At 71.2% G+C, this 25,255-nt stretch carries 16 protein-coding genes; 6 read left to right on the top strand and 10 right to left on the bottom strand.

Features of this window, described 5'->3' with window-relative positions; translation table 11 throughout:
- Positions 1-88: 88 nt before the first annotated feature.
- The 4 genes from FL311_RS03920 to FL311_RS03905 all read right to left on the bottom strand — a co-directional run bounded on the left by FL311_RS03920 (position 89) and on the right by FL311_RS03905 (position 10,576).
- Positions 89-6,373 (bottom strand): hypothetical protein, encoded by a 6,285-nt coding sequence (locus FL311_RS03920; RefSeq protein ID WP_228556657.1) that lies wholly within the window; start codon positions 6,371-6,373, stop codon positions 89-91.
- Positions 6,374-6,513: 140 nt separating this feature from the next.
- Positions 6,514-7,953: a hypothetical protein gene (locus FL311_RS03915; protein WP_141323531.1), complete on the bottom strand. Its 1,440-nt coding sequence runs from the start codon at positions 7,951-7,953 to the stop codon at positions 6,514-6,516.
- Positions 7,954-8,002: 49 nt separating this feature from the next.
- On the bottom strand, positions 8,003-9,220 hold the full coding sequence (gene ilvA, locus FL311_RS03910) for a threonine ammonia-lyase (protein ID WP_141323530.1): 1,218 nt from the start codon (positions 9,218-9,220) through the stop codon (positions 8,003-8,005).
- Positions 9,221-9,346: 126 nt separating this feature from the next.
- Positions 9,347-10,576: a Glu/Leu/Phe/Val dehydrogenase gene (locus FL311_RS03905; protein WP_141323528.1), complete on the bottom strand. Its 1,230-nt coding sequence runs from the start codon at positions 10,574-10,576 to the stop codon at positions 9,347-9,349.
- A gap of 93 nt (positions 10,577-10,669) precedes the next feature.
- On the opposite strand from FL311_RS03905, the gene FL311_RS03900 reads away from it, so the two are divergent.
- Positions 10,670-11,167 (top strand): helix-turn-helix domain-containing protein, encoded by a 498-nt coding sequence (locus FL311_RS03900; RefSeq protein ID WP_141323527.1) that lies wholly within the window; start codon positions 10,670-10,672, stop codon positions 11,165-11,167.
- Positions 11,168-11,407: 240 nt separating this feature from the next.
- Here FL311_RS03900 and FL311_RS03895 read toward each other — a convergent pair whose 3' ends face one another.
- The gene (locus tag FL311_RS03895; RefSeq protein WP_141323525.1) at positions 11,408-13,837 is read right to left on the bottom strand and encodes a DEAD/DEAH box helicase; all 2,430 of its coding nucleotides are present in this window, start codon (positions 13,835-13,837) and stop codon (positions 11,408-11,410) included.
- A 68-nt stretch (positions 13,838-13,905) separates the two neighbouring features.
- Between FL311_RS03895 and FL311_RS03890 the strand changes: the two genes are divergently transcribed.
- Positions 13,906-15,021: an RNA polymerase factor sigma-32 gene (locus FL311_RS03890; RefSeq protein ID WP_141323523.1), complete on the top strand. Its 1,116-nt coding sequence runs from the start codon at positions 13,906-13,908 to the stop codon at positions 15,019-15,021.
- A gap of 87 nt (positions 15,022-15,108) precedes the next feature.
- Positions 15,109-15,654 (top strand): hypothetical protein, encoded by a 546-nt coding sequence (locus FL311_RS03885; RefSeq protein WP_141323522.1) that lies wholly within the window; start codon positions 15,109-15,111, stop codon positions 15,652-15,654.
- 31 nt (positions 15,655-15,685) lie between these two features.
- On the opposite strand, the gene FL311_RS03880 is transcribed toward FL311_RS03885, so the two are convergent.
- From FL311_RS03880 to FL311_RS03865, 4 genes are all read right to left on the bottom strand, one after another.
- Positions 15,686-17,254: a beta-ketoacyl synthase N-terminal-like domain-containing protein gene (locus FL311_RS03880; protein WP_141323520.1), complete on the bottom strand. Its 1,569-nt coding sequence runs from the start codon at positions 17,252-17,254 to the stop codon at positions 15,686-15,688.
- Between the two features lie 21 nt (positions 17,255-17,275).
- Positions 17,276-18,715, bottom strand: a complete 1,440-nt coding sequence (locus FL311_RS03875; RefSeq protein ID WP_141323518.1) for a hypothetical protein — start codon at positions 18,713-18,715, stop codon at positions 17,276-17,278.
- Positions 18,716-18,808: 93 nt separating this feature from the next.
- The gene (locus FL311_RS03870; RefSeq protein WP_141323516.1) at positions 18,809-19,519 is read right to left on the bottom strand and encodes a hypothetical protein; all 711 of its coding nucleotides are present in this window, start codon (positions 19,517-19,519) and stop codon (positions 18,809-18,811) included.
- Between the two features lie 71 nt (positions 19,520-19,590).
- On the bottom strand, positions 19,591-19,854 hold the full coding sequence (locus FL311_RS03865; RefSeq protein WP_141323515.1) for a DUF2379 family protein: 264 nt from the start codon (positions 19,852-19,854) through the stop codon (positions 19,591-19,593).
- Between the two features lie 57 nt (positions 19,855-19,911).
- On the opposite strand from FL311_RS03865, the gene FL311_RS03860 reads away from it, so the two are divergent.
- The 3 genes from FL311_RS03860 (at position 19,912) to FL311_RS03850 (ending at position 24,653) form a co-directional block, all read left to right on the top strand.
- Positions 19,912-20,670, top strand: a complete 759-nt coding sequence (locus FL311_RS03860; protein ID WP_141323513.1) for a DUF4159 domain-containing protein — start codon at positions 19,912-19,914, stop codon at positions 20,668-20,670.
- Positions 20,671-20,698: 28 nt separating this feature from the next.
- A complete protein-coding gene (locus FL311_RS03855; RefSeq protein WP_141323512.1) occupies positions 20,699-22,978 on the top strand; it encodes a glutamine amidotransferase in 2,280 nt (759 codons plus the stop codon).
- Positions 22,979-23,063: 85 nt separating this feature from the next.
- A complete protein-coding gene (locus FL311_RS03850) occupies positions 23,064-24,653 on the top strand; it encodes a serine hydrolase (protein WP_141323510.1) in 1,590 nt (529 codons plus the stop codon).
- Positions 24,654-24,726: 73 nt separating this feature from the next.
- Here FL311_RS03850 and FL311_RS03845 read toward each other — a convergent pair whose 3' ends face one another.
- The gene (locus tag FL311_RS03845; protein ID WP_228556659.1) at positions 24,727-25,227 is read right to left on the bottom strand and encodes a superoxide dismutase family protein; all 501 of its coding nucleotides are present in this window, start codon (positions 25,225-25,227) and stop codon (positions 24,727-24,729) included.
- Positions 25,228-25,255: the final 28 nt, after the last annotated feature.

The raw sequence follows: 25,255 nt of genomic DNA, 5'->3' as shown, positions 1-25,255 counted from the left end.
GGGCGCCTCGGGTCGGCGCGCGCGCGGAAATGAAAGAGGGGCCGCCACCGGTGGTGGGGCCCCTCGGGTGTGGCTTTCGTGGAGGGCTTCAGCCCTCGGCGACGGCCTGCACGCTGGCGCGGTAGATGAAGATGCGCGCGGTGTTGGTGCGCTGGTCGGCGGGGACGACGAAGAAGCCCGGGGTGGTGCTCTTGAAGTCCTGGGAGAAGCCCGCGACCTGGCGGCCGTCGTTGAAGGTGACGCGAATCTTCTGGCCCTCGGCCTGGGGCTGGCGCGCGCCGGCGGGGAGCATGAAGAAGATGGCCTTCACGCGCTTGCCGGGAATCTGCTCCGGGGCGAAGCCGCTCTGCTGCTCCAGGGAGATGACCTCGTCGAGCAGGTCCGCGTCGCGGATGGTGCCGCGCTTCACCTGGCCTTCCACGGTGTGGATGATGACGCGGTGTTCGCCCTCGATGAACGAGGTGATGGAGTCGGCGTGCAGGGGCACGGCGGCGGCGAAGAGCGGCTCCCTCACGGCGGCGAGCGGCTGCGGGCTCGCGGCCAGCGAGGGCGTGGCTCGCGCGGGAGGCGTGGGGTAGGGCGAGCGCAGGGCCGCGCTCATCGCCGCGGCGGCCACGGCGGTGGCGGGCGTCGGCGTGGGATCGGGGGCCTCTTCCACCAGCTCGATTTCGGCGAGCTCCTGCTCTTGTTCCTGCTCGAGCTCGACGGGGACCTCCTCCTCGATGGAGGCGGAGAGGTCCGTCACGGGGGCGCCGAACGCGTGGCCGTTCTGGGCCTGCCATGAAGCGGCGGGCGCGGCGGGCTGCTCCTCGGCCCAGGAGACCTCCTCGGCCTGGATGGGCTCGGCTGGGAGCTGCTCGGTGGCGGAGAGCTCGACCATCGGCTCCACGTCGACCGGGGCCTCGCTCCACTCGGCCTGCGCGTTGGACGGCTCCGCGGTGGCGGTGTTGTCCCAGGTCGACGAGTCCTGGGCGGAGGACCACTCGGGCTGGACGGCGTCGGCCGGGAGCTCTTCGGTGGTGGACCACTCGGGCTGAGCCGTGTGGGTCGCGTCGGTCGAGGACCACTCGGCCTGGACGGCGTCGGCGGGGAGCTCCTCCGCGGCCCACTCCGGCTGCTCCGTGGGGGCGGCGGGCGAAGCCGTGGGCTCTTCAGAGAGGACGGCGTCGGCGGGGAGCTCTTCCGTGGCAGCCCATTCAGGCTGAGCGGTGGACGACTCCGCGGTCGACGCGGACCAATCGGTCTGCACCGGGTCCGCGGCAAGCTCCGGCGTCGCGGACCACTGGGACGGAGCGGAGGGGGCCTCCGTGGAGTTGGCGGACCACTCGGCCTGGACCGCGTCCGCGGGGAGTTCTTCGGCGGCCCATTCAGGCTGTGACGCAGTGGCCTCTGTGGAGGACGCGGACCACTCGGCCTGCACGGCATCCGCAGGGAGTTCTTCGGCGGCGGCCCACTCGGGCTGCGTGGCAGGCGTCTCGGTCGACGTGGCGGACCACTCGGGCTGAGCCGCATCCACGGGAAGCTCTTCGGTGGCGGACCACTCGGGCTGAGCGGCAGGAGCCTCCGCCGAGGATGCGGACCAATCCGTCTGCACGGCGTCCGCGGGGAGCTCTTCCGTGGCGGCCCACTCAGGCTGCGCGGCGGATGCCTCCGTCGAAGACCATTCGGCCTGCACGGCGTCGACGGGAATCTCTTCGGAAGCGGCCCACTCAGGCTGAGTGGCGGGCGCCTCCGTCGAGGATGCGGACCACTCGGTCGACTGCACGGCGTCGGCGGGCAGTTCTGTCGCCGCCCACTCGGGCTGCGCGGCAGGAGTTTCCGTCGACGTGGGGGACCACTCGGCCTGCACCGCGTCCGCGGGAAGCTCTTCGGTGGTGGACCACTCGGGCTGCGCGGCGCTCGACGAGGCAGACCCGTCGGTCTGCACCCCATCCGGAGCAATCTCCGGCATGGCCGCCCACTCAGACTGCGCGGCAGGCGTCTCCGTGGAGGCCGCGGACCAGTCGGTCTGCACCGCGTTCGCGGGAAGCTCTTCCGTAGCGGACCACTCTGCCTGCGGGGCAGGCGTCTCCGTTGTGGACGAAGACCACTCGGACTGCACGGCGTCGGCGGGAAGCTCTTCGGTGGCGGACCACTCGGGCTGCGCCGCAGGGGCCTCCGGCGTGGACGAAGACCACTCGGCCTGCACCGCGTCCGCGGGAAGCTCTTCGACGGCAGCCCACTCGGGCTGCGCGGCCGGCGTCTCCGTTGATGAAGCCGTCCACTCCGTCTGAACGGCGTCCGGAGCAATCTCCGGCGTGGCAGCCCACTCGGTCTGCGCGGCAATGACATCTGTTGAAGTGGACGACTCTGCTTGCACGGCGTCCGGGGCGATTTCAGGCGTCGCCTCCCACTCGGGCTGTGTAGCAGTCGCCTCCGTCGCGGACGCGGACCACTCGGCCTGCACTGCGTCGGCGGGAAGCTCTTCCGTGGCGGCCCACTCTGCCTGCGCGGCGGGAGTCTCGGTCGAGGAGGCAGACCACTCGGCCTGCACCGCGTCGGCGGGAAGCTCTTCCGTGGCGGCCCACTCTGCCTGCGCGGCAGGCGTCTCCGTCGAGGCAGCGGACCACTCGGCCTGCACCGCATCCGCAGGGAGTTCTTCGGCGGCGGCCCACTCGGGCTGCGCGGCGGGAGTTTCCGTCGACGTGGCGGACCACTCGGCCTGCACGGCGTCGGCGGGAAGCTCTTCCGTGGCCGCCCACTCGGCCTGCGCGGCAGGAGCCTCCGTCGAGGAAGCAGACCACTCGGCCTGCACGGCATCGGCGGGAAGCTCTTCCGTGGCCGACCACTCGGCCTGCGCGGCAGGCGTCTCCGTCGACGTGGCGGACCACTCGGCCTGCACGGCGTCGGCGGGAAGCTCTTCCGTGGCGGCCCACTCTGCCTGCGCGGCAGGCGTCTCCGTCGAGGACGAAGACCACTCGGCCTGCACCGCATCCGCGGGAAGCTCTTCGGCGGCGGCCCACTCGGGCTGCGCGGCGGGAGTTTCCGTCGACGTGGCGGACCACTCGGCCTGCACGGCGTCGGCGGGAAGCTCTTCCGTGGCGGCCCACTCGGGCTGGGCGGCGGGAGTCTCCGTCGACGTGGCGGACCACTCAGCCTGCACGGCGTCGGCGGGAAGCTCTTCGGCGGCGGCCCACTCGGGCTGCGTGGCAGGCATCTCCGTCGAGGACGAAGACCACTCGGCCTGCACCGCATCCGCAGGGAGTTCTTCGGCGGCGGCCCACTCGGGCTGCGCGGCAGGCGTCTCCGTCGGCGTGGCGGACCACTCAGCCTGCACGGCGTCGGCGGGAAGCTCTTCCGTGGCGGCCCACTCGGGCTGGGCGGCGGGAGTCTCCGTCGACGTGGCGGACCACTCAGCCTGCACGGCGTCGGCGGGAAGCTCTTCCGTGGCGGCCCACTCGGACTGGGCGGCGGGAGTCTCCGTCGAGGCAGCGGACCACTCGGCCTGCACCGCATCCGCAGGGAGTTCTTCCGTGGCGGCCCACTCGGGCTGGGCGGCGGGAGTTTCCGTCGACGTGGCGGACCACTCAGCCTGCACGGCATCGGCGGGAAGCTCTTCCGTGGCGGCCCACTCGGGCTGGGCGGCGGGAGTCTCCGTCGACGTGGCGGACCACTCAGCCTGCACGGCGTCGGCGGGAAGCTCTTCCGCGGCTGCCCACTCGGGCTGCGCGGCAGGCGACTCCGTCGAGGACGCAGACCCGTCGGCCTGCACCGCGTCGGCGGGAAGCTCTTCCGTGGCCGCCCACTCAGCCTGCGTGGCAGTCGTCTGCGCGGAGGACGCAGACCACTCCGACTGCACGGTGTCTGCCGGAAGCTCTTCGGTCGCCATCCATTCCGGCTGCGCTCCAGGCGACTCCGTCACGGGCGCGGACTCATCCGTCTGCACGGCGTCGGCGGGAAGCTCCTCCGCGGCGGCCCACTCGGACTGCGCGGTGGTGTTCTCCGACGTGTCGTGTGCCTGCTCCGTCTCGGACGCGCTCCACGCGGCCGAGGCCGCGTCCGCCGCGGCGTCGGTCGCCGTGGCCTCTGTTCCCGCCTCACCCGTCGACCACTCCGATGACGTGGTCGCCGTCCGTTCTTCCGTCGAGGCGCCTTCGCTCGTCGCGCTCCACTCGGGCTGTGCCTCGGACGTCGACCCCTCGGTCGATGCGGCCTCCGCCGTCTGCTCTCCCGTCGCGTCCCAGGTGGGCTGCGCGGCCTCGGCGTTGGCCGAAGCCCATTCCGGCTGCAGCTCGATGACCTCCGAGCCCTGCGCCGCCGCGCTCCACTCCGCGGAACCACCCTCGGCCGGCGCCTCGCCGGAGGACCACTCCGCGCCGCCCGTCGCCTGTGACGCCATGCCCGCGCTGCTGGCCAGCGGCTCCAGCTCGCTCGACTGCGTGCTCCAGGCCTCCTCCGCGCCGCCGTAGGCCGGGAGGTCCAGACTGCGCTCCGCCGAGGCGGTGAACTGCCCGGGCTCCAGGAAGTCTCCCGCGGTCGCGAGGGGAACGGCCTCCTCGGGGCTGCCGCTCAGGTCGAACGCATCCTGCGAAGCGGGCGCGGCCTCCGTGTCGACCTCGATGGTGTCCGCCTGGAGGTCGGGTCCCACCTGCACGGAGCGAAGCTCCAACGAGGGAACCGTGCTCGAGCTGAAGGGCAGCGGCGTCGTCGAGACCGCCTCCGCTCCAACCTCCGCGACGTCGAACGTGGGTGACTCGCCCGCGGATGCGCCGTCCTCGCCCGAGGTCGCCTGCGTGGCCGTGGAGGCCATCCACACCTCGGCGTCCGTCGCCTCCGGCGTGGGCTCAGGCTGCGGCGAGCCAGCCGCGTCACCCGTGGACGCGGACACCTCGCTGACGTCGGAGGCGTCGAGCGAGAGCTCCTCGGCCGTGCCCGCATCGACGTCCCCAGCCGAGAGCTCCACGGGGGAGGACGACGCGTCGCTCACCTCCGAGGCCTCGAGCACCAGCTCCTCCGCCACATCACCCGCGTCGAGCGCGATGGGCTCGGCGGACTCCATGGCGCCGACATCGATGATGTCGTTCGCGTCGGCGACCTCCGTCGGCGAGGACTCGAGTGGATCCACCGCCAGCGGAGCCGAAGCCCACGCCTCGTCCACCGGGGCCGACGAGAGGTCCTCCGCGAGCACCGGCTCGCTCTCCGCCGAGGCATCGAGCAGCTCGACCTCGGACGAGGGAACCTCCACATCGGAGGACTCGAGCGAGGTCTCCTCGACGGGCTGCGCCTCCAGCACCGGCGTCTCGACGACGTCCGGCGTCGTCTCGACCTCCAGGGAGAGGTCGGCGAAGGACGACTCGAGCGAAGACTCGGGCTCCTGCGCGGCGGCCGCGGGCTCCTCCGCGCCACCCAGCGCGCTGAAGTCATCCTCGGCGCTCGTCGGAACCTCCACGGGCGTCGCCGCCTCGAACCCCGACGCGACCTCCGCCTCGGAGACCTCCATCACGTCCTCGAACGAGGTGGCGTCGGAGGCGGGCGCGCTGACCTCGGGCGTCGCGGCGGGCGCCATCCACGGCGCGGGCTCGCTCAGCGCCGGGATGTCGATGTCGTCCGAGCTGAGGTGCAGGTTCTCCGGCTCGGTGGCGGGCTGCGGCGCGTAGGCGCTCGGGTCCTGGGCGGCCGCGGGGTCCTGCCCAGCCCAGCCCTGCTGCTGCGCATAGGCCTGGTTCGGGTCGTAACCCTGCTGCGCATAGGCCTGGTTCGGATCATACCCCTGCTGCTGCGCGTAGGCGGCCTGGTTCGGGTCGTAGCCCTGCTGCGCGTAGGCCTGGTTCGGGTCGTAGCCCTGCTGCGCGTAGGCGGCCTGGTTCGGGTCGTAGCCCTGCTGCGCGTAGGCCAGGTTCGGGTCGTAGCCCTGCTGCGCGTAGGCCTGGTTCGGGTCGTAGCCCTGCTGCGGGTAGTCCGCGTAGGCCTGGTTCGGATCGTACGGCTGCTGGGCGTAGGCCTGGTTCGGGTCGTACCCCTGCTGCGCGTAGGCCTGGTTGGGGTCGTAGCCGGCGGGGTAGGCGTACCACTGGCCATCGGCGCCGTAGTAGCCCTGGGCCTGGTTGGGGTCGTAGCCGGCGGGGTAGGCGTACCACTGGCCGTCGGCGCCGTAGTAGCCCTGGGCCTGCTGGGCATGGGCCTGGTTGGGGTCGTAGCCGGCGGGGTAGGCGTACCACTGGCCATCGGCGCCGTAGTAGCCCTGGGGCGCGGCCTCCGGCTGCTGCCACGCGGAGGCGTCGGCGGGCGCATCCTGGATGCCGAGGAGACCACGCAGCTCACCCCAGCGAGCCTCCTCCACGGGAGACAGGCTTCCCAGCTTTCGCTTCTCGTCGAGGAAGCGAAACTCTCTCATTGCCGCGCGCGTGTCCGACATCCGTCACCTTGCTGCGGACGGCGGACTGCCCGGTTACCGTCGCAGCGCAAATGGGGGGGCTGCGAGTGTAGGTGACTCCCGGGGAGGGGTAAACCAAATGGACCGAGCTTGCCCGGCCGCTACCTCTTCTGGACCGACTCCTCGACCTCTTTTTCGAGGTCATCCATGGTCATCCCATAGTGGGTCAGTAACGCCTTCTCGAAGGAGGGCTGCCCCCGGCCCCTGCATACGGCTCGGGTGAGGGTCATCAGGCGGTAGGCCCCCTCACGGCGCATCAGCTCCTTAACCCCCAGTCCGGAGATGTCGTACGCCATCCCCGCGTTCCCCATCCGGATAGGGGGGATCTTCGTCATCGACCGGAGGCTCATGACGCGAACGTCCGACGTGGAGAGGAGGGCGTGAATCTGCTCCATCATGTCCGGGGTGGGGCCCGGGATGTCCAGGTACTTCCACTCCACGAACATGGCCACGCCCTCGCTGAACCACATGGGGAGGAAGGCCGTGTCGAGGTCACCACTGCCGCAGATCTCCGCCATGACGGCATGGACGTACTCATGGACGATGGTCGCCTTGTTCTGGCTGTTCAGTTCGGCGGCGTTGTTGATGTGGATGGCGTTGGTCTTGTAGATGCCCGCGACGCTGTTGGCGACCCTGTCACCGAACACGACGCGGAACTCCGCCGACGTGTAGAGGACGACCGTCACGGGCTGCTCACGCGTCTCGCCCAGGACCTTCTGGACGAAGTGGTGCGCCGTATCGAGTATCTCGACGATGCGGCCCTCGTACTCGGCGCGCTGGGCGAAGTCCCGGTCGTTGTTGAAGTAGGTGATGACGTACCGGCTGTTGGCGCGCACGCGCATGCCCAGGGAGTTCACGCCGGACTCGAAGCCGACGCGCGGCGTGCGCACGCTCATCCCTGGCCGCGTCTCCAGGGCCACGACGGTGGAGTCGTCGCCCGCCTGGGCGCTCGCCGGCCGTGTCTCAGCGCCCCGGGAGGGGGAGCCCCCGAGCTTCTTCTCGATGCGCGACGCCTCCGCCCGCGCCGAGTCCTCCTGCAGCGTCTGCTGCCGCGCCTGCTGGAGCAGCTTCTTCGCCTCCGCGGCCTCGCGGCTGCGCGGGGGCACCTTCTCCAGCGCCGCCTGGGCGCCCGCCGAGTCCTGCTCCTCCAGCAGCAGCTTGCCCAACTCCAGCGGGAAGGCGCCGTCCTTGGGGAAGAGCGTCACGCCCTTGACCAGGGTCGCCTCGGCCGCGGCGCGCTGCTCGGTCTTCCGGGCCGCGCTCGCCAGGCAGCGCAGCGCGGGAGCGGACTCCTGGAACACCACGGCGCGCTCGCCCAGCGAGTACGCCATCACCGCGTCGTCCTTCAGCAGGGCCTGGCAGCCCTTCACGAGCGCGCCGGACACCCCGGCGCGCTGCTCGGGGGGCACCGCCGTCGCGTCACCGGAGGAGAAGGCCAGGTACAGCTCCTCCCAGGCCTTCTGTCCGGAGAGCTCCTTCGCCTTCTGGGCGGGGGTTTGCGGAGTGGCGGCGACCAGCAGCGCGACGAGCAGGGAACGCATGGGCCCAGTATGGCCGACCCCCTCGGGCCGCGTGCAAGGCCCCCTCCCGTTACTTCCGGGCCACCTGCCAGCCCAGCTCCTCCAGGGCCTGCTCCAGCTCGCGGATGTGAGAGGGGCCCGTGGTCTCCAGCGTCACCTCCACCATGGCCTCGCCCAGCCCCGCCTTGGAGAAGGCGCGCTCGTGGTGCAGGTCCACCACGTTGGCCCTCAGGTCCGCGATGCGCGTCGTCAGCCGCGCGAGCATGCCGGGCCGGTCCGGCAGCCGCACCTCGAGCTGCACCAGGCGGCCCGCCTTCACCAGGCCCCGCTCGATGATGCGGCTGATGACGTTCATGTCGATGTTGCCGCCGCTCAGGATGATGGCGGTGCGCTTGCCCTTCGCCTGGGGCACGTGCCCGTTGAGCACCGCGGCCACGCCCACCGCGCCCGCGCCCTCCACCACGCTCTTCTCCTGCTCGAGCAGCGTGAGGATGGCGGCGGCGATCTCCTCCTCGTCCACCGACACGATGGTGTCCACGTACCTGCGCACCATCTCGAAGGTGAGCTCGCCCACCCGCTTCACCGCGATGCCGTCCGCGATGGTGGTCCCCGCCGCCGGCAGCTCCATCAGCTTCCCCGCCGCGACGGAGGCCTTCATGCTGTCGATGGTGGACGTCTGCACGCCGATGACCTGGATGCCGGGCTTCTTCTCCTTCAGCGCGCACGCGATGCCGGAGATGAGCCCGCCGCCGCCGATGGGCACCAGCACCACCTCCACGTCCGGCCACTGCTCGAGCAGCTCCAGGCCGATGGTGCCCTGGCCCGCGATGACGTGCGGGTCATTGAACGGGTGCACGAAGACCAGCCCCTCCGACTGCTGGATGCGCAGCGCCTCCGCGTAGGCCTCGTCGTAGTTGGAGCCCTTGAGCACCACGCGCGCGCCGTAGTCGTCGCGCGTGCGCGACACCTTGATGAGCGGCGTGCGCTCCGGCATGACGATGGTGGCCTTCACCCCCAGGCGGCGCGCGTGGTAGGCGACGCCCTGCGCGTGGTTGCCGGCGGACGCGGCGATGACGCCCCGCTGGCGCTCCTCCGGCGACAGCGTCAACAGCTTGTTGAGCGCGCCGCGCTCCTTGAAGGCGCCGGTGCGCTGGAGGTTCTCCAGCTTGAAGTACACCGCGCCGCACTCGGTGCGCTCGGTGAAGTAGTCCGAGGCTGGGCAGGGCGTGGGCCGGATGGCGTCGCGCAGACGCTCCCGCGCGGTGAGGATGTCCTGGAGGGTGACCATGAGCGTGCGCGTCTAGCGGAAGCGCGCCCCGGGCGGAAGGGACAGCCTGCACCGGACGCCTGGCCCTCGGGCGTTGCCGCGATGCGGCAGGCTCGCCCGCCCGGGGGACGGACGGGCCTCCGAGTGTCAGATGCCGCGCAGCACGGTGGCCTTGCCCACCCGGCCGATGGCGAGGATGTAGGCCGCCGTCCGCATGGAGACCTTGCGCGAGCGGGCAATCTGCGCCACGCGCTCGTAGGCCTCCTTCATCGTCTTCTCCAGCTCCGCGTTGACGCGGTCCTCTTCCCAGGACAGGTGCTGGAGGTTCTGCACCCACTCGAAGTAGCTCACCGTGACGCCGCCGGAGCTGGCGAGCACGTCGGGCACCACGAAGATGCCGCGCTTCTCGAAGATTTCGTCCGCCTCCGGCTGGGTGGGGCCGTTGGCGCCCTCGATGATGAGCCGGGCGCGGACATTGTTGGCGTTGTCCCGGGTGAGCACGTGGCCCAGCGCCGCGGGGATGAGCACCTCGCAGTCGGCCGCGAGCACCTCCTCGTGGGTGCACGCCGTGCCGCCCGTGAAGCCCGTCACCGTGCCGGTGCGCTTGACGTGCTCGAAGAGCGACGGGATGTCCAGGCCCGCGGGGTTGCGGATGCCGCCCAGCACGTCCGCCACGGCCACCACCACGCCGCCGTCCTCCCACAACAGCTGCGCGGTGTGGCTGCCCACGTTGCCGAAGCCCTGCACCGCGAAGCGCGTGCCCTTCACCGGCAGGCCCAAATCCCGCAGGATTTCACGGCACACGTACAACAGGCCGCGCCCGGTGGCCGCCTCGCGGCCCTTGGAGCCGTACAGCTCCAGCGGCTTGCCCGTGACGACGGCGGGCGAGTGGCCGTGGTAGCGCGAGTACTGGTCCATGATCCACGCCATCACCTGGGGGTTGGTGTTGACGTCGGGGGCGGGGATGTCCCGCGTGGGACCGATGACGTCCTGAATCTGGTCGACGAACTTGCGCGTCAGCCGCTCCAGCTCCTTGAGGCTCAGCTGCGACGGGTCGCACGCGATGCCGCCCTTGGCGCCGCCGTAGGGCACGTTCACCACGGCCGTCTTCCACGTCATCAGCGACGCGAGCGACGAGGACTCGTCCTGGTTCAGCGCGGGGTGGTAGCGCAGGCCGCCCTTCATGGGGCCGCGGCTGTTGTCGTGCTGGATGCGGTAGCCCAGGAAGGTGCGAATCTCCCCGGAGTCCATCTCGATGGAGACCTGGACCTTCACCTCGCGCAGGGGCGTGGCGAGCAGCGTTTCGATGGGGGTTCCCACGTCCATGATCCGCGCGGCCTTGCGGAAGTAGTAGTTGGTACCCTCGACGGCGCTCATGATTCGCAGGGCTCCTGGTGGCGGTGGACCCGGGTGGGCCCGCACCGCGCGCGAGACCTTAACAGAAGGGGTGCGCTACCATAGGAAACTGCCATGTCACCCGGTCCCCCGGATGCTTCCACGGTGAACGGACACCTGCAGGGCCTGGCCCGACGGATTCGCGCGCTGAGAGAACGCCGGGGCCTCACCCAGGAGGACTTCGCCGTCCGGTGCGGCATCTCCGTGTCCTTCGCGTCGCTGCTGGAGCGCGGGGAGCGCAGCCCCAGCTACGAGACGCTCCTCCAGGTGGCCTCCGCGCTGGAGCTGCCCCTGTGGGAGCTGCTCCGGGTGGAGGACGTGGACGACGCCGGGGGCCACCGGTTGGAGGGCTTCGCGCGCACCCGCCACCTGTCCCGCCCGGACGTGGACCGGCTGCTCGAGGTGGCGGAGGTGATGTTCAGCGGCGGCCCGTCGGCGACGCGGCCCGCGCGGCCCGAGCCCGTCCCGTGCTCGCAAGAGGGCTGCGAGCGGCCCGTGCTGGCCCGGGGCCTGTGCACCGCGCACTACCACCGGGAGCGGCGCAGGAAGGCCGCCGCGTCCGGCGAGCCCTGAGCGTCGGACGCACCGCGTGTGCCGCCCGCGCGGTCTTCGAGGGATGGGCCCAAAGGGCCCCAAGCCCCACCTGCCCCGTCACGGGACGCGCTTCGGAAGAGACGAGGCCGCACTCCCCGCGTCGCGCGGCGACTCCGGCGAGGCGCCTGCTCGCCGGGAGTCCTCACCCGGGGCCTCTTGGGGCTCCCCACGCGCGGGACGCCCGGCCCGAAGGCCCGCCGGACGCCCGTGCGGTGCGAACTACTTCTTGCGAGCGCGCTCGACCTTCAGCGTGCGCTCACCGTGCTGCTTGCCGTGCGTCGCCTCGAAGCCCGCGGCGTCCTCGTCCGCGACGAACACGTACGCGTACGTGGGGCGCAGGTCCATGCGCACCACCTTGCCGGCCGGAGCCCCGGCGGCCTCGAGCGCGCTGGTGACGCCCGCCTCGTCCAGGCCGTCCTGCTTGCCCAGGCCCACCCACAGGCGCACCTGGCCCGGCAGGTCCGGCAGCGACTCGTGCCGCGGGCGACGCTCCTCGCGCGAGCCGCGCGGACGGTGCCTTTCAATCTTCAGCACCTTCTCGCCGTGCTGCCTGCCGTTGAGCGCCTCGAAGCTGGCCGCGTCCGCCTCGGCCACGTAGGCGTAGCCGTAGGTGGGACGCAAGAGCGCCTTGAGCACCTTGCCGGCGGGAGCCCCCGCGGCCTCCAGGGCGGCGGGCAGCTTCGCCTCGTCCATCCCGTCGTCCATGCCCAGGTTGGTCCACAGCTTCACCTCGCCGGGGCCTGCGTCCGGAGACGGGGGCGGACGGGTGCCGGGCTCCCGCTCTGTGCGCGGCTTGCTCTTCTCCACGCGCAGCGTCTTCGTCCCGTGCTGCTTGCCGTTGAGCGTCTCGAACGCGGCGCTGTCCTCCTCCGCGACGAAGACGTACGCGAACGTGGGGCGCAGCTCCGCGCGCACCATCTTCCCCAGGGGTGCGCCCGCGTCCTCCAGCGCCGTGGCGATGCTGCCCGGTCCCAGGCCATCCGCGGTCCCCAGGTTCACCCACAGCTTCGCCTCGCCGGGGCCCGCCTCCAGCGCGGCGGCGCCGCCACGGCCGGAGTCACGCTCCCGCCGGGGCTCGTCGCGGCGCGGACGGCGCTCGCGGTCCGGATGCTCCGGACGCGCCATGGGCTTCTCACCGCGCTCGCGACGGTCCTCGCGCTCACGACGCTCGCCCCGGCCACCGCGCTCCTCGCGGTCCCGACGCCGGCCCTCGCCGCCGCTGGACTTGCGCTCGGGCGCGGGCGCCTGGCGCTCGGACTCCTGGGCCGCCTGCACCTTCTCCATGCGCAGGTGGCTGAAGAAGTACTTGAGCAGGAACGCGACCAGGTCATCCGCGTTGGGCCGGTTCTTCAGCTGCGCGGCCAGGGGCAGGAAGCCCTCGAACACCGAGCCGCTGGCGGCCTCTTGAATCTCGCGCACGTGGCGCTCGGTCCACAGGCGCATCGCCTCCTCGGGGGCGGGCATCTCCTGCTTGTCGAACTTGATGCCGTACTTCTTCTCCAGCGCGGTGTACGTGGCCAGCTCGCGCCCGGAGAAGAGGTTGATGGCCGTGCCCTTGTTGCCGATGCGGCCGGTGCGGCCCACGCGGTGCAGGTAGACGGCCGGGTCCTCGGGCAGCGAGTAGTTGATGACGTACTCCAGCCCGGAGATGTCGATGCCGCGCGCCGCGATGTCCGTGGCGACCATGAAGGCCACCTCGCCGCGCTTGACCTTGCCCATCACCCGCTCGCGCTCCTTCTGCGGCAGGTCTCCGTTGAGCAGCTCCGCGTCGAAGCCGTTGCGGTTGAGCACCGCCGTCACCAGCGCCGTGTCATCCCGCGTGTTGCAGAAGATGATGGCGTTGGGCGGCTCCTCCTTCTCCAGGATGTAGATGAGGTTGCGCGGCTTGGGGAAGGCGTCCGACACGTCGTAGCGGACGTGGTGGATGTGCTCCACGGTGAAGACGTCGCCGGAGAGCAAGAGCGTCTCCGCGTTCGTCGTGTACCGGGCGATGAGGTTCTGGATGTCCGTGGGGACGGTGGCGCTGAAGAGCAGCACCTGGCGCGACTTCGGGAGGCGGTCGAGGATGCGGGTGACCTCCTCGTAGAAGCCCTGGTTGAGCATCTCGTCGGCTTCGTCCAGCACCGCGTGGTCGCACCCGTCCAGCTTCAGGTTGCCGCGGTTGATGTGGTCGAACACGCGGCCGGGCGTGCCCACGATGATGGGCGTGCCCTCCTCGAGCGCGTCCTCCTGCTGCTTCATGGAGGCGCCGCCGTAGATGGCCGCCACCTTCACGCCCTTGTACCTGGCCAGGAGCGTCAGCTCCTCCGCCACCTGCAGCGCCAGCTCGCGCGTGGGGCAGAGGATGAGCGCGCGCACGCGCTTCTCATCCGCGGGAATCTTCTCCAGCAGCGGCAGGCCGAACGCGGCCGTCTTCCCCGTGCCCGTCTTGCTGCGGACAATGAGGTCCTTTCCCTCGATGGCGGGCCGGAAGGCGCGCGCCTGGACAGGGGTGGGGTGGGTGTAGCCGCGCTCCGCCAGCGCGCGGCGGAGGGGCTCGGACAGATTCATGTCGTCGAAGCCGATGTCCGCGATGTATTCGGCGGGACGCGTCGGCGCTTCGTCGGTGGCCGGGGTGCCCGGCGCGGTGGGCTCTTGGATGTCGCTCATCAAGCAGGGGCATAGCCCCTGCATTACCCTCTGGCAACAATCGCGGCACTTTGGGGTATGGAGAGCCGATGGCGAGTGGAGGGAAGAGAACCAAAGGAACGTCGCCCGGACGCCGGGCGAAGCGGGCGCCCGCGAGCGCCCCCGCCAGGGCGGACACCGTCGACGCCGAGGTCGAGGACTCCGGGGTGGAGGCATCCCCAGACCCGGATTCCCTGGAGCCGGACGAGGCCGAGCTGACCGACGTGGAGCCCGAGGAGGAGGCCACGGCCCGGCCCGTGCCCGCCCAGGCCCTGGTCCGGGCGGGCGAGGCGGGGCTGTCCAACCGGGACCCGCTGCAGGCCTACATGGCGGAGGTGACGCGCCACCCGCTGCTGACGCGCGAGGAGGAGCTGGCCCTGTCGCGGCACTACCGCGAGACGGGGGACGTCAGGACGGCGTACCGGCTGGTGGCCTCCAACCTGCGGCTGGTGGTGAAGCTGGCCCACGAGTACCACCGCAACCCCCTGTCCCTGCTGGATCTGGTGCAGGAGGGGAACATCGGGCTGATGCAGGCGGTGAAGAAGTACGACCCGGAGCGGGGCGTGAAGCTCTCCAGCTACGCGGCCTGGTGGATACGGGCGTACATCCTCCGCTACATCATGGACAACTGGAAGATGGTGAAGCTGGGGACCACCGAGGCCCAGCGCAAGCTCTTCTTCAAGCTGCGCCAGGAGCAGGAGAAGCTCATCGCCCAGGGCTTCGAGGCGAGCCCCAAGCTGCTGGCGGAGCGGCTCAACGTCTCCGAGCAGGACGTGATGGAGATGGACCAGCGGCTGGGGCACGACGAGGTGTCCATCGACGCGCCGCTGGGCGGGGACGACGAGGGCTCGCGGGCCACGCGCGCGGACCGCTACCTGCCGTCGGGCGCGGTGCCCGCCGACGAGCGGCTGGGCGCCGAGCAGCTCAAGGCCCTGTTCCGCGAGAAGCTCGCCGAGTTCTCCCGGACGCTGGAGGGCAAGGAGCGCTTCATCTTCGAGAACCGCCTCACCTCCGACGAGCCGCTGACCTTGCAGGACATCGGCGACAAGTACGGCGTCAGCCGCGAGCGCGCCCGCCAGATTGAGGCCGCCCTGATTGCGCGGATGCGGGAGTTCATGCGCGAACACATCCCGGACTTCGACCTGGTGGCCACGCCCAAGAGCTGACGGACCGGCCCGGGCGGGGGGCTGCCCGGCGGAGAGGTGGGGGCGTTATGCTGGGCGCCCCCGTCTCCGTGGGTCGGAGGTTGCTCCATGCGCAGTCTGCTCGTCGTCGTGCTGTGCCTGCTGGCGGGGTGCTCCCGCTCGCTCCGGGAGAACTACCAGCGCGACAAGGCGGCCAGCCACGTCTACCAGCGCACGCTGCCGGACCTGTGGCCGGAGGTGAAGGCGCACCTCAAGAAGGAGGGCTACTCCTGGAAGGAGATGCCGGGCCGCTACGTGCTGGAGACGGAGTGGCGCGACGCGGGGGGCGGCACGCTGGGGCCCACGTCCTCCTCGCGCTTCCTGATTGAGGGCCACACGCTGCCCAACGGCGGCAGCATCCTCCGGGTGATGCGCGGCAACCGGATGTCGCAGGCCATCGGCGGGGGCAACGTGGAGCAGCGGCTCGCCCAGGGCGGCTCCGCCCGCGCGCAGGAGGAGCAGGCCGTGGCGCGCGCCAACGCCAACACCACCGGCGTGCTGCCCACGCAGCAGAACTACGCGCGGGACCTGGAACTGGAGCTGGAGCTCTTGCGGCGCATCGAGCCCGACGCGGCCGGCCGGCTGGCGCGGCAGGCGGCGCTCGAGTACCCCTGAGGCAGGGGCCCTCCCAGCGCCGCCCGGCGCGTCACTTCTTCCAGGGGCGGGAGATGACGCAGGCGTTGATGCCGCCCACGCCCATGGACAGCTTGCCCGCGCAGCCCTCGGGCGCGGCCTGGGCCTCGTCGAAGACGAAGCGGCCGTGGACGCGCGAAATCTGCTGGTTGAGCTCCGTCTTCTTCAGCGGCGTGGGGAACACCTGCCCGCGCCCGTAGCCCAGGTACTGCGCCGTCAGCTCCCAGCCGCCGCCCGCGGACATGCCGTGGCCGAAGGTGCCCTTGCGCGCGGTGATGAGCACCGACTCCGGCATCACGTCGCGCAGGTTCTGGACCTCCAGGTAGTCCCCCGGCGTCGCGGTGGCGTGCAAATCCCAGCTGCCCACGTCGGCGGGGCCGCAGCCCGCCTGGGCCAGCGCCTCGCGGATGGCCAGCGTGGGGCCCTCCTTGGACGGGGTGATGATGTGGTCCGCGTCCGCGGTGACGCCCACCGAGACGGGCTCCATGCCCAGGGGCTTGAAGCCCTTGGCCGTGAAGTAGTCGTAGTCGCCCAGCACCCAGACCACCGCGCCGCCCGCGATGTGCGTGCCGCGCAGGGCGGTGAGGGGCTTGGAGATGGCCGCGTCCGCGGAGATGACGCGCGCGTTGTAGAAGCCGCCCACGACGAGCGGGTTGGGCGCCGCGTCCGTCATGCCCATGACGACGGCCTTCGCCTCACCCAGCTGCAGGGCGTTCATCGCCAGCTTCAGCCCGTAGCCGAACGACGAGCACGCGGCCACCGGCGCGAACGTCATGCCGGTGATGCGGCCGAGCATCGAAATCTGCGAGGCGGGCGTGTTGTGGATGTTCCACAGCACGTTGGAGGACACGGCGTTCCAGGGCGGCTCCGGCGCGCTCCACTTCTTCTGCAGCCGGGCGTTGCGCGTGCGCTTCTCCTTGATGACGGCCAGCTTCGCGGACTCCACGTCCGCGCCGTCCGGCACGCCGATGGCCTCGATGTCGCGCAGCTCCGCCAGGTACTCGCGCAGCTCCGTGGAGCGGCCCGTCCAGTAGTGCCACCACGCGTCCTCGGCCTCGTCGCGCACGCCCTCGTCCACCGTGGACGGCTCGGGCGGCACGCCCTCGGAGGGCTCGCGCGTCTCCAGCCACTGGCGCAGCACCGCGTTGCGCTCGGGCGCCGCCCAGAAGCGGTCCCACCGGCGCTGGGCGCGGTACAGGTCCAACGAGATGGACTGGATGGTGGGCAGGTCGCCCAGGCCCGTGCCCACGTAGACGTGCGCGCGGGGCCCCAGCGCCTGCAGCTCCTGCTCCAGGCCCGGGTTCTGCGCGAGCGACTGGATGAACGCGCCGATGGCGAACTGCGTCGGCTGCCCCATCTTCCGCTCCAGCTGGGAGAAGCGGTTGGCGGGGAAGCGCTCGTCGATCCACGGCTTGTAGTCCGCCAGCTGGAAGTCCGGCGTACCGACCAGGAAGTTGTCCGGCCCGAAGCCGTTGAAGGGGGACAGCCAGCTCTCGGAGGACGCGAGGTTCCTCTCGAACGCCTCGATGTTCCTGGACCGGGGGGCGACGACGCCCCAGCCGAAGATGCCAACTCTGCGCACGGTGTGACTTTCCTTGGGCCGCTAGGGGGCGAGCGGCTCAATCTTCAAATTGTCGAAGTGGACGCGGGTCTGCCAGCCCGAGAACCCGAAGTACTGGTTGCGCGAGCCCTCGAGGGGCGTGGCGTCTTTGAGGGTCAGGAACGGCTGGCCGTCCAGCTCCCAGGCGAGGGTGTCGCCGCGGCGGGTCAGCTTGAAGTGGTGGCGCTTGCCCGGCACCACCGCGACCCCATCCCGCGTGGCGCGGTCGGGCGTGTGCTCGCTCCTGCGGGCGATGGCGGACTGGGTGTTCTTCCAGCCGCCGAAGATGAACACGTAGCCGGTGGCGGTGTACTGCAGCCGCAAATCACCCGCGTAGAACGAGCGGCCGTCGCCCCAGGCCTCCACCTTGATGTCGCCCTGCGGGCTGTCCGTCCACGCGTCGAACTCGATGACCGCGTCGCGGGGCAAAGGGCGCTTGAGCCACACGGGGCGGTTGTGGAGCTGCTCCACCACCAGCGCGCCGTCGACGATGCGCGTCGCGGTGGGGTTGGTGACGTTCCACGCGTCGCCGAGCGTGTCGCGCTCGAAGTCGTCCGCGTACGGACCCGGGGGGATGGCCGGCGTCGCGGCCGCGACCTTGGCGGGCAGCCGGTCCGGCGTGTCCACGCGCAGGTTGTCCCAGAAGATCTGCGACTCGAAGCCGGACAGGCCCAGCCTGTCGTTTCCCGGCCCCTTGAGCGGGCGCGGGTCATCCAGCTCCAGGAACAGCTCCCCGTCGATGGACCAGCGGAGCAGCGTGCCCCGGCGCTCGATGCGCCAGTGGTACGTGCGGCCCGCCTGCACCGGCGTGCCCCGCGCCTCCACCTTCACCCGGGTGTCGTCCTTGAACACGGAAGCCAGGTCCGCGGCGCCGCCCGACGACTCCGCCTTGCGCTGCGCGCGGCGCTGGAGCGCGTCCAGCGTGGGCGCGTTCAAGTCCAGCCGGGCGATGGCCGACACGGAGTTGTTCTGGCCGCCCTGCATCAGCACGTAGCCGGAAGCCGGGTCCACGCCGTTGCCGAAGAGCTCCACCCGGATGTCGCCCTCGGGCAGCTCCGAGCGCACGTCCAGCTCCACCGCCACGTCGTCCGGCAGGGGCGCCTGCAGCCACAGCGGGTTGTTCTTCACCCCCGGCGCCAGCAGCTCGCCCTGAATCACCCGCCAGTAGCCGCCCGTGGTGAAGAAGTCGCGCTTCACCACGCCCGGGTCGCTGAAGTCCTGGATGTAGGGGATTGTCGCCGTCACCTCCGCGTCACCGCGGAAGAGGACGTGGTGGATGAGGGGGAACTGGATGACGAGGATGAGGCCGACGAGCACGGCCCAGCCCCGGCGCGACAGTCCCTCGGGCTTCACCCAGGCTCCCTGAGCCAGGGGCTCCTGCCCGGCGGATGGCTCCGGGGGGGACTCCTGCTTCTCCTTCTCCTTGCGCCTGGCCTGGCCCATCAATCCTTCGGGGGTTTTCCGGGGGGAAAGGCGGCGGAATCTACGCGCCACCCGCGTGGAGGTAAAGCACGGCCGACGGCGGGGGGAGGCCGGCTACTTGACCCCCCAACGTTTCTCGAGCGCCCGTTGCTCCGCCTGCCGCAGCTTCACGCGCTCCTTCTCCGCGCGCTGCTTGTCGGCCTCCTCGGGGGAGGGGCGCATGGCCAGCTGGTAGACGGAGCCCGCGATGGCGAACATGCCCGCCGCGACGATGACGCCCCAGGGACGGCTCGCCACCGCCTCCACCAGGCTGCCGAACTGGTGCAGCGCCGCCAGCGCGCCGATGACGAGCACCCACCCGCCCGCCGCGGAGGCGACGAGCGCGCTGACCACCCGGTGCAAGAGCGCGCCCACCAGCCCGCCGATGATGAACCCCGGCGCGAAGCCGAGCAGGAAGTCCTGCGGGCCGGCGATCTGCCCGGCGACCAGGCCCAGCGGCACGCCCAGGCCCACGAAGGTGATGGCGGGCGGGAAGAGGAAGCCCAGCACCAGCAGCACCCCCGCGGCGATGGACGGCGCCCTGGGGTCCAGGTCCGGCAGGCCCAGCTTCACCGCCACCGCGCCCGTCCACACCAGGCCCAGCAGCGCGCCGATGGGACCGGCCAGCACCCGGAACACCCGGGGGCCTCCGCCGACCAGCAGCAGCGTCACGCCGACGACACAGCAGACGATGCCCGCCCACATCGGCAGGAGCCGGTAGATGGCGACCCAGCCCGACGGATTGAACTCCTGATAGGCCCTGAGTGCCTGGAGGAGGCCTTCCATGACTTCCGACTCCTTCGCATTGCGGCGCGGCTCGAGCCGCCCCCGAGGGGCGCGGGCGCCGACGATGTAGCTTAAGCGTAGCGCTTCAGCGCCAACAGCAGCAGCACCACGAAGACGGCGGCGCCCAGGGCCGCGAAGCCGTAGAGGGCCCGGGGCGTGGAGGTGCGGCGCAAGAGCTCCTCGGCCTGGGCGCGGTCCTGGGGGGCGGGATTGCTCGCCAACAGACGCTCGGCCTGGCGTCGGGCCCCGGCGACGTCACCGGCCTCCTTGAGGGCCCAGGCCGCGCGGACCTCGGGGGAGCCGGGCGGCTCGGGCGTCTGTCCGCCTTTCGCCATGGGCCCGCTGTATACCGGGGAATGCGAGCACCCGTCGACGGTATATAGATGCGCTCTATGTCCGCGCGGCGCCTGACCCGACGAAACCTCCTGCTCGGCACCTCCGCGCTCGTCCCGCTGCTGTCTGGGCGTGCGCGCGCCTTCGGTGAGAAGAACCGCTTCATCCCCGCGGTGGCGAAGCACGGCGGCCGCTGGGACGGGCGGCTGTCGGGCCTGCGTCGGATTGCGTGGGAGCTGCAGCGGCGCACCTCGGTGGAGGTGGTGCCGGACGCGCGCCCATTCGCGCTGAGCAGCCCCGACCTCTTCGAGTACCCCTTCCTGTACTTCGGCGGCGACGGCGCGTTCCCCGCGCTCAGCGAGGCGGAGGTGACCAACCTGCGCCGCTACCTGACGTACGGCGGCTTCATGCTGGCGGACGCCAACGACGGCAGCGACGGGGACGGCTTCGACGCCAGCTTCCGCCGGGAGCTGCGGCGCGTGCTGCCGCAGAGCCCGCTGACCGAGGTGCCCTCCACGCACGTGGTGTTCAAGTCCTTCTTCATGCTGGACGCGGCGCCCGGGCGGCTGCTCAACAAGCCGCAGCTCCTGGCGGCCAACCTGGGCAAGCGCGCCGCGGTGCTGTACTCGCAGAACGACGTGGCGGGGGCGTGGAGCCGCAACGAGACGGGCGACTACGAGTTCGACGTGAGCCCCGGCGGCGAGCCGCAGCGCGAGCTGGCGGTGCGCCTGGGCATCAACGTCTGCATGTACGCGCTCTGCCTGGACTACAAGGACGACGCCGTCCACCTGCAGCTCATCCTCAACAAGCGGCGCTGACGCGAAGGGCCTCACCTCAAGAGCCTGGATGAACTCCCCCACCTTCAACGCCTGGAAGCTCGTCAGCCTCTCTCCGCTGCCCTCGTGGGCGCTGGTGTTCCTCGCGCTCGGGCTGCTGTTGGGCGTGGGGCTGGCGGCCTGGGGCGTGCGCCGCGAGCCCGCGCGTGGCCGTCGCATCCTCTTGTGGGCCCTGCGCGTGGGCGCGGGCGTGGCCGCGCTCTTCTTCCTGCTGGAGCCGGGCATCCGTCACCTCCAGGTGGCGCGGATGAAGAACCGGGTGGCGGTGCTGGTGGACCGCTCGGCGTCCATGGGCTTTCCCACCGAGCCGGGCGGACCCACGCGCAACGCGCAGGTGGCCGCGTTCCTGGAGAAGGCGGGCCCGGCGTTCGCGGCGCTGCAGGACCGCTTCACGGTGGAGATGTACGGCGTGGACCCGGAGCTTTCGCCGGTGACGCCCGCGTCGCTCGCCAAGGAGCCGCCCCGGGCGGGCACCACGGACCTGCTCGCCGCGCTGCGTGCGTCGGCGGGGGCGGGGCAGGGCGCTCGCAAGCTGTCCGGCGTGCTGCTGTTCAGCGACGGCGCGGACAACGCGGAGCTGAAGGCGGGCGTGGTGGGCCGCGCGCGCGCGGCGCTCGCGGACCTGGGGGTGCCGGTGTCCACCTTCACCGTCGGCCAGGAGGCGCTCAAGGACCTGTCGATTGAAGGCCTCAAGGTGGATGACTTCGCCTTCGTGCGCAACTCGCTCACGGTGGAGGCGGAGATCCACGGCAAGGGCTTCCGGGGCAAGGAGATTCCCATCGTCCTCAGTCAGGAGGGCAAGACGGTGGCCACCAAGACGGTGCGCCTGGAAACCAACGACGACGTGAAGCCGGTGTCCTTCACCTTCACGCCGGACCAGACGGGCCGGTTCGTCTACACGGTGTCGGTGCCCACCTTCCCGGACGAGGCGGTGGCGGACAACAACAGCCGCTCCTTCACGCTGAAGGTCATCCGGGACCGGGTGCGCGTGCTGCTGGTGGTGGGCCGCCCCTCGTGGGACGAGCGCTACCTGCGCGGGCTGCTCAAGCAGGACGCGAACGTGGACCTCATCTCGTTCTACATCCTGCGCACGCTGTCGGACGACCCGGGGACGTCGAATGACCGGGAGCTGTCGCTCATCCCGTTCCCCATGGAGGAGATCTTCGACACGAAGCTGGACACCTTCGACGTCGTCATCTTCCAGAACTTCGGACACTCGGACCCGTCGCTGTCCATCGCCGAGTACGAGCGCAACCTGGAGCGCTACATCCACAACGGCGGCGCCTTCGTGATGATTGGCGGCGACAGCGTGCTGGGCGAGGGCCGCGCCACCATGCCCACGCTGATGGACGCGCTGCCCGTGGCCGCCGCGGGCCCCGCCAACCTGGACGCGTTCACCGCGCGCCTGACGCCGGAGGGCCTGCGCCACCCGGTGACGGCCATCGGCACCGGCGCCTCCAGCACCGAGGCCGCGTGGGGCGAGCTGCCCCCCATCCCCGGCATCAACCTGACGCGCGCGCGGCAGGGCGCCACCGTGTTGCTGGAGCATCCGCATCTCACCTCGGACGGGAAGAACGCGCCGCTCGTCGCCGTGTGGGACTACGGCCGGGGGCGCGCGCTGGTGATGGCCACGGATGCGTCGTGGTACTGGGCCTTCGCGGCGCACCGGGATGGCTCGCCCAGCCGCGCGTATGACCGCTTCTGGGGCAACGCGCTGCGCTGGCTGGTGAGGGACCCGGACCTGACGACGCTGAAGGTGACAGCGGACCCGCCCTCGGTGGAGCCGGGGCGCCCGGTGGCGGTGGTGGTGCAGGCGCGCAGCGCGGACTACCAGCCGGCGCAGGACGCGCAGGTGCGCGTGGAGCTGTTCTCCGTGGCCGCGCAGAAGCCGGTGGCGGTGCAGACGGGGGCGACGGGGCCGGACGGCGTGGTGCGGCTGGAGTTCGCGCCGCCGGAGCCGGGACCGTGCAAGCTGCTCGCCACGGCGAAGAAGGGCGAGACGGAGCTGGGCCAGGGCGAGGACGCGGTGGCGGTGCGCGCCGTGGGGCCGGAGCTGTCGGACGCGTCGGTGCGGCCGGAGCTGATGGAGCAGGTGGCCAAGGTGACGGGCGGCAAGGCGTACAAGCTGCCCCAGGACAGCCTGCCGGATGTTCCGCTGTTGGACCCGCCCGTGGTGGAGGTGGGCCGCGCCAAGGACCAGCCGCTGTGGGACCGCTGGTACTACCTGGTGGCCCTCATCGGGCTGCTCGGCGCGGAGTGGTTCGCGCGGCGCCGCTTCGGCTACGTCTGACGCACGGGCCCGGAACAAGGGCGGCTGGGGCGTGTTCGCCAGGTGCGGTAGAGAGGGGACTTCGAGCCCCTGCCTGGAGCCCTTCTTGCGTCACGTCCTCGCGCTACTCCTCATCGTCCTTCCCCTGTCCCCGGCCTTCGCGCAGTCGCTGCCCGCCGACTTCGACGCCACCCTCGAGAAGGCGATGAAGACCTTCGACGTGCCCGGCATCGCCGTGGCCGTGGTGAAGGACGGCAAGGTGGTGCTGTCCAAGGGCTATGGCGTGCGCAAGCTCGGGGACAAGACGCCAGTGACGGCGGACACGCTGTTCGGCATCGCCTCCAACAGCAAGGCCTTCACGGCGGCGGCGCTGGCGATGCTCGTCGAGGAGGGCAAGCTGCAGTGGGACGACCGCGTGGTGGACCACCTGCCGTCGTTCCAGATGCACGATGCGTACGTCACGCGCGAGCTGACGATTCGAGACCTGCTCGTGCACCGCAGCGGGCTGGGGCTGGGCGCGGGGGATCTGCTCTACTTCCCGCAGTCCACCTTCACCGAGGACGAGATTGTCTCCAAGCTGCGCCACCTGCCCCCGGCGTCGAGCTTCCGCAGCAAGTACGCGTACGACAACATCCTCTACCTCGTGGCGGGCAAGGTCATCGAGAAGGTGAGCGGCCGGCACTGGCGTGACTTCGTGCGTGAGCGCATCTTCGTGCCGGTGGGCATGCGCGACAGCAGCACGCTCTTCAAGGCGCTGCGCGTGAGCGCCAACGTGGCCACGCCGCACGCGAAGGCGGACGGCGTGCTCAAGGCCATCTCGCCCATGGGCTTCGAGAACAACGCGCCCGCGGCGGCCATCAACTCCAGCGTCAATGACCTGTCCAAGTGGATGCTGACGCAGCTGGCGCTGGGCGTGATTCCGGGGACCGACGGCAAGAAGCGGCTGTTCAGCGAGGCGCAGTCGAAGGAGATGTGGGCGGCGCAGACGGTGATGAACGTCACCGAGCCCTCCAAGCCGCTCGCCGGGCTGCGCGCGAACTTCGCCGCGTACGCGCTGGGCTGGTCCTTGCGCGACTACAAGGGCCACAAGCTGGTGGGCCACGGCGGCGCGCTGCCGGGCTACTACTCGCGGGTGATGCTGGTGCCGGAGCTGAACCTGGGCGTCGCGGTGCTGACGAACCAGGAGGAGCGCGGGGCCATCGAGGCGCCGATGTGGACGGTGCTGGACGCCTTCATGGGGGGGCCCGCCACGGACTGGGTGGCCGCGTTCAAGGCGGATGACGACGCGAAGCGCGCCAAGGCGGAGGCCCAGGTGGCGGGGCTCCGCGGCAGCCGCAACGCCCAGAGCAAGCCGTCGCTCCCGCTCGACGCGTACACCGGCACGTTCCGCGACGCGTGGTACGGCGACGTGACGCTGACGCGGGAGGCGGACAAGCTGGTGCTGCGCTTCAGCCGGACGCCGGGCCTCGTGGGGGAGGTGGAGCACTGGCAATACGACACCTTCGTCGCGCGCTGGAAGGACCGCTCGCTCAACGCGGACGCGTTCGTGTCCTTCTCGCTCAAGCCCGACGGCGCGGTGGGGGAGATGCGCATGCAGCCCGTCTCACCGCTCACCGACTTCAGCTTCGACTTCCAGGACCTGCGCTTCACGCCCGTGAAGAAGGCGCCCGCCGCCGTCGCGAAGCCCGTGCCCTGAAGAGGGGCCGCTCTGGGACTCGCCCGTCCGGCCAGCAATGCCAGACGGGCGCGTCACCGGGTGAATCGGGCCGCTACTGCTTCTCCACCACGCCGCACGCCAGGCGACCGCCGGCGTCACCGGTCGGGTCCGTGGCGTAGTCGTCCTCCTTGACGTGGACGACGACGGCCGAGCCGTCCTTGTCGAACAGCGACTTCACCGTCAGCCCGCCCTGGGCGAACGTGTCGAACTGCACCTTGCCGTCCTGGCCCACGTAGAGGTTGGGCAGGTCGCCCAGGTGCTTGCCCTTGTGGGCCATCATCCCGTGCGCCTTCTTCGTCGGGTTGAAGTGCGCGCCGGCCGTCTTGAACTCCGGCGCCTCGCACTTGCCCGTCTCGTGGATGTGGAAGGCGTGCTGGCCGGGGGGCAGGTCGTGCAGCGTGCCCTTGATGAGGACGCCCTGCTTGGCCTGCTCGAAGGTGATTTCGCCCACGTCCTTGCCCTGCGCGTCCTTCACCGTCGCCTTCGCCGTCTCGCCCTTGGGCGCCTCCTTCTGCGCCGGCGCCGCGGCGGCGGCGAAGAAGGAGGCGCCCAAGGGCGAGACGGCGAAGGCGACGGTGAAG

Source organism: Myxococcus sp. AB025B (genome assembly GCF_006518215.1).
GTDB lineage: Bacteria > Myxococcota > Myxococcia > Myxococcales > Myxococcaceae > Myxococcus > Myxococcus fulvus.
This window is presented reverse-complemented; position numbering and strand designations above follow the sequence as displayed.